This is a genomic window from Desulfosediminicola flagellatus, from assembly GCF_005116655.2.
Taxonomy (GTDB): Bacteria; Desulfobacterota; Desulfobulbia; order Desulfobulbales; family Desulfocapsaceae; genus Desulfopila; species Desulfopila flagellata.
In genome coordinates, this window is sequence record NZ_CP050698.1 from 3,539,891 (window position 1) to 3,550,000 (window position 10,110).

The window sequence follows — 10,110 nt, forward strand, 5'->3', positions numbered from 1 at the left end:
CACAATTAACGTGCCTCCCATTCTTTCGAGCTTTTCTTGTACTCTACCTAAAACGGTAACGAACCTGCTGAATCAATAACACATTCCGTTATATTACACCATTTTTTAGACAGGTTTTATATAATTTCCGGTACGCTTCAAAATGGTAAAAAACGACACTTTCATCTGAAAACACAATGTTCAGAGAAAAATCCAAGCCCCAAGGCTGCTGGCCGAGAAAAGGAATTTTGATCAAAATTGAGACATTTTAAAAAAATAATCACAGCCATATGTATGCTTTTACAAGCATTATTTTTTGAAATTCCGAAGAGTTTGACAGGAAAGCAAGCGCAGCGAAACTCTGCAGAAAGGCATTCTCGGACAGTCTCCTACAAACCTTGCCAATATCTCCTTGTAGTGCTAAATCCTTCAACAATTTAATGCATTGTGTTTTTAAAGAATATTCAGGCAATACAGGCTATTGCACATACTCTTGATATTGCTAGTTGATTTACTCCACCTATTGCTTAACAAAATCAGGTATTTCACATCATGAAACACGTCGTTTTTTACCAGTCCATAACGATGCTGAACACTACTGATAGATCCAGTGGCCAGTCATCATGCCGGTGTTCCTGGATGCTTATAAAGTCAAAATAGAAAAGGTGAGATATATGGTCAATTGCATGTCCAATCTGCTAGCGACAAAAACAATGAGGCAATAGTGAGCCAGGCGTAATGGGAGTTTGAAAAAAAGACGTTGGCTGAAAAGAATCCTTCAGCCAACTGCGTGAAAACATCTACATAATATCATCCGAAACTACAAACGATGTGGGGGGAAGGTGTTCACCATTACATGAAACCTGCACCTTCCATCTGCCGTAAACAACCGACGTATATTCATCTCCGCTTACCAGTTGCCCCAGCGGACCTTTGGCATGAAGTTTCAACCAGAAAAAAACACGGTACGCTTCAGTTTTTTCACTGAGAGTAAACGGGTGTGACGAGTTACGGACAAGTTTTCCATCAGGTTGGATCCAGTCGATATCAATTTTGTAGTCGCCGGGTTGCATATCGGAAAAATCAACCACTGTGTAAATGGTATCAAAAGGGAAAAATTTTTCCTGTTCTTTAGAAAATGACTCATCGTGGAACAAACGGACATCATGTTGAGGGACTGCTGCTATTCCTGCATGGGGTGCAATCAGACAAAGAGCAATGCTCAGGAAACAATGGGAAACATATCTTAAAAATGTATTATTCATTTACAACACCTACACTAGTGGGCACGTGGAGCACCAATGGCCCTTCATGTACTGAAATAATGCTCCATAGTCACATCTGACTCCCGTAGATACACCTAAAAGCAGGAAACATCTTTAATCGACCAGGAACATTGATTTTATTACCATTAAACAACAATTCGCAACATATAATGCGCATTATATATAGCAAATGAACCTGACACTGTACAGCCTAATAACCGATAGAAGAGATTGATAAACAGGCTTCTTACCCAATTCACCAGATACAATAAAAACAATTCCTGGCAGTTACAGATTTCTTAGGTAAATTGGTTTAGATGTCAGTTTTACTAGGAGGCTGTCCGAAAAGACCCTTTCTCCCCAACTCTTCGTCATTTCGGCAATACCAATGTTCGAAGGCACGTGTACACTCCGATATCAAAAATATGACTCTGTTTGTTATCATCAAAATCTCTCAATTTGAGCAAAAAGGTTTATTCTGGAACAGTCTCCAAGGACGTTTTCATTTCTAAAATCTGGCTAATCCTGCTGTGGATAGAAATTACAGCTGTATCTACTTTCAGTATTCTTTCACCCAAAGAACATGTTTGAAAACCAGCCTCTGTAAATTTATTCACTTCAAAATCCACCCATCCGCCTTCAGGTCCTATAGCAAGTAGAATGCGCTCTGCATTCCCTTTCATACCTTGAGTTAACGTCAATTCAGCATCAGGATGTGCCAGTAGAAGATGCGAATACTCTTCAGCAATTGACGGAATTACATCTTCTATAAACGGTTTAAAACGACGATGATAGCTCACCTCCGGCATTCGTGTATCTACAGCCTGCTCAAGACCGAGCAAAAGATGTTCCTGATAGTTTTCCTGCTCTAAAAGTGATGCCTCCCAAAAACTTTTTTCAACACGATTTGCATGGGTGATTAAAAAACGTCCTACACCAAGCGCTGTCGCCTGGCTAAGAATTCTTCGCATCATTATTGGACGTGCCAGGGCAACAATCAGGTCTATCTGCGGGCGGGAATTCATTGCTTCAGTTAAATTCACCCTGATTGATACTGATCGCGGATGCTTTTTCTCTATGGTCTCAATGATGCCGGTACCTTTCAGACCATTTATCACACCAAGACGGACAGAATCACCAATCTCTGCACGGAGAACTTTAACTATATGGGTAGCCCGATGATCGGTCAGAACTAACTGTTCATTTTCAATCTCGTTTTCTTCTGCCAGTATTATATTCATTTATGCCTGATACATTACAGCGATAACTGTATGATATTTTTAAGAACCATACTATACATATACGACGTATGATTCTGTTACTCTTTAAGTAATTACATACCTATGGTATTCTCTGCCACCACTTCCGGAGGTTTATTTTTGATAGCACTACTCTATAACATATTGCAGTTGATACTACTGATTATCTTCTGGCCGCTCATCTTCGCGTTTGTAGTTTTTAAACCCAAATACCGAAAGCGCATCCCTGCACGGCTGGGTTTCCCCCTCCCCACTCGAACTGTTAGAAAAAAAGGACCAACATTCTGGGTCCACGCACTCTCTGTAGGAGAAACTACTTCAGCGGTACCACTGGTTAAAGGTTTACGCAAACATTACCCTGAAAGTCGAATAGTTGTTTCTGTATCAACAGAATCTGGGGAAGCTCTAGCAAAAACGTTACTCGCGACCACTGCTGATGAGATTTTCAGTTCACCTCTGGATATCCTCCCGGTTCTCTCACGATTTGTTCTTCAAATTCAACCGGATGTATATATCCTCGTTGAAACAGATTTCTGGCCAAATATTCTGTCGGTATTCAGACGAAAAAAAATCCCGACCCTCCTTGTAAACGGTCGTATATCAGAAAAGTCTTTAGCGGACTATAAAAAGTTCTCTTTTTTCTTTACTCCAATGTTCCGGTGCTTCAGCCATCTCGTCATGCAATCAGAAACTGACAGACTGAACATACTGAAACTCAATATTGATCAGGATAAACTGCACACTCTGGGCAATCTTAAAATGGATGCTCATATCAACATTGCAACAGACGACATGAAATTTTCAAAACTTCTTCCTGAGAACAAACGTATTATCGTGGCGGGCTCCACGCACCCCGGTGAAGAAGAAGTAATTTTTTCTGCATATTCATCCCTTAAAACACACTATCCTGATACTTACCTTGTTCTTGCCCCACGTAAGCCTGAAAGAGCAGAAGAGATTCTTGCGCTCGGGGCAGAACAGAATCTTTGCGGTGTCAGGCGTTCAGAGAAACTTTCAGAATTTGGGGATTACTTCCTGCTAGACACAATAGGCGAACTTGCTGACGCTTACAGACACGGAGCAATATCTTTTGTTGGTGGAACTCTGGTTGCAGAAGGTGGACACAATCCGATTGAACCAGCCTCTATGGGAATTCCTGTACTCTTTGGTCCCCATATGGAGGATTTTGCTGAAGTCGCATCCAATCTCATTCATTCGGGTGGTGCAGTCTCCGTTGCAAACCACTCCGAATTAGAATCGACGTTACGAGAGTTGATGAGTGACTCGACAAAGAGGGAACAGATGGGATTAGCGGCAAAGGCATGCATTGATTCCCAAAAAGGTGTGATCAAACAACATATTGACCTCATCCAGACAGTGTTATAACTACGCGTGCGTGCACTGTTCAGGCAACATCTCCTCGCCTCTGTAGCCGTTTGCTATATCCTTGGAATAGTTTTATCCACTCGCATAGAGTTTCAAACCGGGTTCCTGGTATTGTTTGTCTTCGTGGCTGCAACAATTGGGATTTTTTACGTTAATTACCAAAAATATTCCCAGACAGCATCAGTAGCAACACTCTTGCTGGTTTTCTCTACAGGTATCTATGTAGGAACGTTAAGCAGCCAGACTCCATCGGCCCAAAACCACATTTATACTATTATACAGGAATCAACAGATGCAGTCGTTGTAGGAAAACTGCAATCCATGCCATCCTATAACGGCACATCATGCCAGGCAAAAATTGATGCAATTTCAATCAAAACTCAAACAGATACATCCTTTAAGAGTATACAGGGAATACTCTTACTCAGATTACAAGGCCCCTGGCCCAAAGATTACCGGCCCGGAGATCTTCTCGTTATCCGCGCAATATTAAATCGCCCATCAACATATAAGACACCCGGGACATTTGATTATCCACGATGGCTCGCCAGAAAAAACATCTGGGTTACAGGTTATGTACGTTCCCCAGCCCAAATACATGAAATAGCCATTGCCCATTCTCTCATTAACAGTTTGAAATTTTTCCCGGAGAATCTTCGAACCCGAATTGGTCATTATCTGGACAGCACCCTTTCCCCTGAGTTGAGCAGTATATACCGCGCTTTATTGCTCGGAGATCGATCCCGAATTCCAGATGTCATAATTGAGCAATTCAAAGGCACCGGCATTATGCATATTCTCGCAATATCGGGCGTTCATGTCACCATCCTGGCAACTCTGCTTTTTCTGTCACTCTATTGGTTGCTTCGCAGATCAGAATGGTTGATGCTCCACGCAAACGTCAAAAAGATTGCAGGAATTCTCTGCATCCCTCTTATTATTGCCTACGCCCTGCTTGCCGGACTGAACAATCCGGTTATCAGAGCGTCAATTATCAGCTCTGTAGTCATTCTGATTTTCTTCAGCAATCGACCTAAAACAGTATCGAGTCTTATTGCCATAGCTGCACTCATTATTCTGAGCTACTCTCCACAGGCCATATTTACAGCTTCATTTCAGCTCTCTTTTGCTGCATTCACATCTATTTTGGTGGTTATTCCACTATTAAAAATACACAACGAAGAACATTCATCTCCTCCTGAACACACAATTTCGAAATGGTTTAAAACTTCGAAGAAATGGATAGTTGCGTGTTTAATGGCCTCGACCGCTGCAATCGTTGGAACAGCACCAATCATGGTTCATCATTTCCATCGTTTTCCACTTCTTGGGCCAATAACAAATCTAATTATTGAACCCATAATCTGTTTGTGGGCATTACCCCTTGGCCTGTTATCACTTCCTGTAATGTTTATCTGGCCCGGCCTAGCTGACGTCCTACTCAATATAGGTGGAATTGGATTACACATATCGCTCTGGGTAACAAAGTACCTCTACCTGCTCCCAAACAGTTCTATCTGGAGTCCATCGCCTGGGCCAACACTCCTCACTGTATATTACGGATCTCTCTTTGTACTTACTAGTTCCTGGCGGAAACGCCGGAACCTATCATACGCTTTTGTGCCGCTATTTCTATTGAGTCTTATAATCATGCTGTATCGGCCACTATCAACAACTGAACAGCAGCAAACCCCAATCGTGCACATACTTGATGTCGGACAAGGATCTTCAACTGTAATACAACTTGATGATGGAAAGACAATTCTTATAGATGGTGGTGGTTCGTCCTACTCCAAACCGTCTGTTGGTGAACGGGTAATAGCCCCATTCCTATGGTCTATCGGGGTTACGCATCTCGACACTATCATAATTACACATCCAGATGCAGATCACTACAATGGCATCCCCTTCCTTATTGAGCAATTTTCACCACAACAGATATGGACAAGTACGATAAGCGATACCGAACCCGACTATCAGCACATGCTTACATTGGCATTAAAAGAAAATGTCACTGTACATTCCGCCAAAGCTGGCGACACGATTACTGGAAATAATTCCAAAATACTATGCCTTATCAATACGAAAAACCGTGGCAGAATGTTATCAGACAGGAACGCAGGCCTTGTGATTCAACTAAAAACACCTACAGCGAGTTACCTCTTCCCAGGCGATATTGACACAGAGACAGAAACTCTTCTGCTGGAAAATGCCCTCCAACTCAAAAGCACAATTTTACTGGCAGCTCATCATGGATCAGCGACATCTAATTCGGCTCGTTTTATAGAAAGGGTTGATCCGCGACTGATAATTGCCTCAGCGTCAATAACTCGAAATAGTAATTTCCCTTCACAAGATCTTATTAAATTCTGCCAGGAAAACGCAATTTCGCTGAAGGTCACAGCACAACATGGGACACTGACGTTTAGGGAAGCAAACAAGCAGGTAGTGTTATACAGGCAGGATCTTGAGAATGAAAATCCTCTGCGCCGAAACAGAGAACAATCTATTTCGGCGCAAATTTATGGATTTGAAGAACCATCTGATTAGAGAAAGTTAGACTTCAGTAAAATCTGATGGTGGTTTTTTGAGGTATTTGGCAAACTTTGCCTTCTCAACACAGTTTGAATACGCCTCATCGGGACTGATCATTTTCTTATCCAGATACGCTACAATGGCATCATCAAGTGTCTGCATTCCGAATTTTTTACCAGTCTGCATAACAGATAACAGCTGAAAGGTTTTACCCTCACGAATAAGGTTACGCACAGCCGGAGTCGCAATAAGTATCTCCTGAGCAGCACACCGTCCTTTAACATCTATCCGTTTAAAAAGTGTCTGGGATACAACAGCTCTCAAAGCATCCGCCAGTGTTGACCTTACCTGTCCCTGCTGATTTGCCGGGAAAATCTCAATAATACGATCAACCGTTTTCATAGCATTGATGGTATGTAGAGTACCGAATACAAGGTGACCGGTCATGGCAGCTTCCATCGCCAGAGAAATGGTCTCAAGGTCACGCATCTCACCAACGAGAATAATATCAGGATCCTCACGCAGAGCACCACGTAATGCTGCAGAGAAGCTCTTTGTATGTGTTCCAACCTCGCGATGATTGATAATCGCCTTCTGACTACGGTGAACAAATTCGATAGGATCTTCCACCGTCAGGATATGATCTTTACGCGTCTTATTCGCCTCATCTACAATTGCTGCCAAGGTCGTCGACTTACCAGAACCGGTCGGTCCTGTAACCAGAACCAGCCCTTTCGGCAATTGAGCTAGCCGGGAAATAACTTTGGGCAGCCCAAGCTGATCACATGTCATAATCTCGCTTGGAATTTCACGAAATACTGCGCCAACACCATACTTTTGCTGAAAATAGTTACAACGATATCGGGCAAGTCCCGGTATCTCATAGCCAAAATCTATATCCCCTGTTTCTTCAAATTCCTTTATTCGCTCTTCCGGGCAAATTTCATATAACATTCCGCGCAGTTCATCGTTTTCCATCTTTTTGAACTTTACACGCTCCATGTCTCCGCGAATTCTTAGAATAGGCTGCTGACCAGCAACCATATGCAAATCCGAAGCACCTTCATCATTCATCAACTTAAAAAAAGCATCTATCTGAGCCATTATTCGCCCTCATTATCACGCAACTCTTTGGTTATAAAGAAAATTCAACTGATAGAATATCGACAATCTACACGAACTGGCAAGATAAAACTATGTGATCAATCAAAAAATTACTGTTTTTCGAATATAGTTCACCACGGCATCGGGATCATCAAGTATCTGGAACATCAGGATATCCTCTTCGCTGATATTTCCACTCCCCAAAAGTTTATCTTTTATCCAATCGACAAGTCCAGACCAAAAGTCGCTTCCCACCAAAACTATCGGAAAAGGTTTAATTCGTTGAGTCTGAATCAGGGTGAGGGCTTCAAACAATTCGTCAAGTGAACCGTAGCCGCCTGGCATACAGATAAATGCCATCGAATACTTCATAAACATCACTTTTCTAACAAAAAAGTATTTGAAATTGAGAGGTAAATTACTGTAAGGGTTTGGAGCTTGTTCGTGCGGCAGGCTGATATTAAGCCCGATAGATATGCCACCTGCTTCGTAGGCGCCTTTATTGGCAGCCTCCATGATACCCGGACCGCCACCGGTGATTACACCAAAACCGGCTTTGGCCAACTCCGCCCCGATGGTTTCGGTCAACGCATAATAGGGATGGTCAGATGGAGTTCTGGCTGAACCGTAAATAGTCACTGCGGGAAGATCTACTGAAGACATTGCGTCAAATCCGTCAACAAATTCTGACATTATCCTGAACATTCTCCACGAGTCACCGACCACGGTATTATCCAGAACAAACTTTGGCTCTCGTCGGATTCTTCTGCGTTCACTAAATGCCATGCTCTCCCCTCCGTTTACTCTAATATTTTCAATAAAGCCTTAGCCTCTTTATACAAATCACTACCAGCTTCACACTGAGTTAATGCCCTTTTCACCCAATATCCGGCTCTGCCAGAATTTTGAAGTTTACTATAAGCCGATGCTTTTAGGAGTTGCACCTCAATGGGATTTATTCTTTTCCCGCGACATCTTTTAAGATTAAGAAGCGCTTCATCTGCCAATCCTGATTGAATCTGTACCCGTGCCAACCGGGTGCGCAATACAGCATCTTCCGGTGCAAGATCAACCGACTTGGCGCATAACGAAAGTGCTATTTCATCACCCTCACCAGCTTTGCATATTGCAGTTCCAAGTAAACTTAACAATTCATGATCAAACTGATTTTTCTGCAAAGCTTTTTCCAGCCAGACCATTGCTTCGCCTGGTTGTCCTATCCCCAGATATGATTCACCGAGATACCGGAAAGCTCTAGCCTGCTGCCCGGATGTTGATTCAGCAAGCCACTCATTTAAATACTCCAAGCTTTTAACAAAATCACTCGTCTGACAATAGAGTATGCCTAACTGCAAGCGCAGGTCATGGCAGATTTCGCGCCCTTCATCACTAGTATGGCACAAAGAATATGCTTGATTAAAACAATCCAGAGCATCAAATAAATCGCCCCGGGTCTGTGCGCCAAGGCCGAGATTATACAGGGCCATATGATTGTGATTATCGATCTCAATTACGGTGTCAAAAGCCTTTCTTGCCAAAGTGTTTTTATTTAATAAAGCATAGGAGACCCCCAGGCTGTTCAGGAGATTCACATCGCTTGCATCCAGAGCAAGGCCTGCAAGGTATTCTCTGACAGCTCTTGGCAAATCACCATCACTAAAATAAATATCACCGCTGATATTCAAACTGACAGCATCAAAAAGAACAGAATTTCCAGCTCCAAAGAACTCTGCATGAAGAAGAGCCTTTTGGGCATTTATAAGAGTATCACTACGAGAAAAATTGTGTGTCGGGAAAACGCTGACACCGATAAAAAGGTCAGTAACCCCGTAGTGGTCTTGCAACTCGACCAGTAATTTTTTTGAGAAATCCAATCCATTCTCACCATTAAGTTCAGGCAAATAGACAAACACTTCATCTTTATCGCCAAAGCTTATGGCATTTTGGTGACCCAGTCCGTCTGCGCCTGAAAGAAGTTCCTGATCAGGCAGATTCGTTCCCTTAATTTTAAGTATACAAAAGTTATCCGCCTTACCAGATATACGACGAAATTCCTTTCTTACATCTGGTGAAGAAATCCTCAGAGGATGATCGTCTGTATTGCTTAGAATACTATAATCGCAAAAACTAAATGGTCCCCTCTTTCTGGCCGTCTGCAATGCGGTCCAGGCTTCATTTAAGGCAGTCTCTCCTGAAGTACTATCATCGCCGGACACGAGTTTGCTGCTTCCGATATGAACCCGATAAAAGCGTTCTTTTTTGAGCAGATGAACCAGCCCTGAGCTAAACTGTTCTATACTCGAAATATCACTCACACGAACAAGCAGTGCAAAGACGCATTGTCCGACATGATGAATCATGTACCGACTGTCAGTAAAAGATTTCAGAGAAGATGCAGCTTTCTGAGCGTTTCGAAACGAATCTTTGCCAGCCTTCCCACGAAAAGGTAAATCAACTAGAATCACAGCTACATCAGCATGGATAGACTGGGACTGCATTACTGAAAACAGGTGTGTACTGTTGAGGAGCCCGCTTTCTGTATCGGTGAACGCCTGTTTGATCTGCACACATTCACGTATCAA

Annotated in this window: 7 protein-coding genes (1 of these 7 running past the window's edge); 2 read left to right on the top strand and 5 right to left on the bottom strand. The window is 42.6% G+C overall.

All coding sequences use genetic code 11. From position 1 onward, the window contains the following. Positions 1-779: 779 nt before the first annotated feature. Entirely contained in the window at positions 780-1,244 is a 465-nt protein-coding gene (locus FCL46_RS14605) for a hypothetical protein (RefSeq protein WP_136807462.1), read from the bottom strand. Between the two features lie 473 nt (positions 1,245-1,717). Next, the gene (locus FCL46_RS14610; protein ID WP_136807460.1) at positions 1,718-2,485 is read right to left on the bottom strand and encodes a 16S rRNA (uracil(1498)-N(3))-methyltransferase; all 768 of its coding nucleotides are present in this window, start codon (positions 2,483-2,485) and stop codon (positions 1,718-1,720) included. 138 nt (positions 2,486-2,623) lie between these two features. Here FCL46_RS14610 and FCL46_RS14615 point away from each other — a divergent pair, with 138 nt between their 5' ends. After that, positions 2,624-3,889 (top strand): 3-deoxy-D-manno-octulosonic acid transferase, encoded by a 1,266-nt coding sequence (locus tag FCL46_RS14615; protein WP_167505871.1) that lies wholly within the window; start codon positions 2,624-2,626, stop codon positions 3,887-3,889. A gap of 123 nt (positions 3,890-4,012) precedes the next feature. Continuing rightward, positions 4,013-6,439, top strand: a complete 2,427-nt coding sequence (locus tag FCL46_RS14620; RefSeq protein ID WP_167505870.1) for a DNA internalization-related competence protein ComEC/Rec2 — start codon at positions 4,013-4,015, stop codon at positions 6,437-6,439. A 6-nt stretch (positions 6,440-6,445) separates the two neighbouring features. On the opposite strand, the gene FCL46_RS14625 is transcribed toward FCL46_RS14620, so the two are convergent. The 3 genes from FCL46_RS14625 to FCL46_RS14635 all read right to left on the bottom strand — a co-directional run. Then, a complete protein-coding gene (locus FCL46_RS14625) occupies positions 6,446-7,528 on the bottom strand; it encodes a type IV pilus twitching motility protein PilT (protein ID WP_136807454.1) in 1,083 nt (360 codons plus the stop codon). Positions 7,529-7,630: 102 nt separating this feature from the next. Further along, a complete protein-coding gene (locus FCL46_RS14630; RefSeq protein WP_136807452.1) occupies positions 7,631-8,314 on the bottom strand; it encodes an LOG family protein in 684 nt (227 codons plus the stop codon). A gap of 14 nt (positions 8,315-8,328) precedes the next feature. Continuing rightward, a protein-coding gene (locus FCL46_RS14635) for a tetratricopeptide repeat protein (RefSeq protein ID WP_136807451.1) crosses the window boundary here: on the bottom strand, positions 8,329-10,110 show its 3' portion. It continues 363 nt past the right edge of the window; only the last 1,782 of its 2,145 coding nucleotides appear in the window; its start codon lies off the right edge, out of view; its stop codon occupies positions 8,329-8,331.

Bases quoted from the DNA above. Each gene is read 5' to 3' on its own strand.
- FCL46_RS14605 (WP_136807462.1), bottom strand. From the start codon at position 1,244: ATGAATAATACATTTTTAAGATATGTTTCCCATTGTTTCCTGAGCATT.
- FCL46_RS14610 (WP_136807460.1), bottom strand. From the start codon at position 2,485: ATGAATATAATACTGGCAGAAGAAAACGAGATTGAAAATGAACAGTTA.
- FCL46_RS14625 (WP_136807454.1), bottom strand. From the start codon at position 7,528: ATGGCTCAGATAGATGCTTTTTTTAAGTTGATGAATGATGAAGGTGCT.
- FCL46_RS14630 (WP_136807452.1), bottom strand. From the start codon at position 8,314: ATGGCATTTAGTGAACGCAGAAGAATCCGACGAGAGCCAAAGTTTGTT.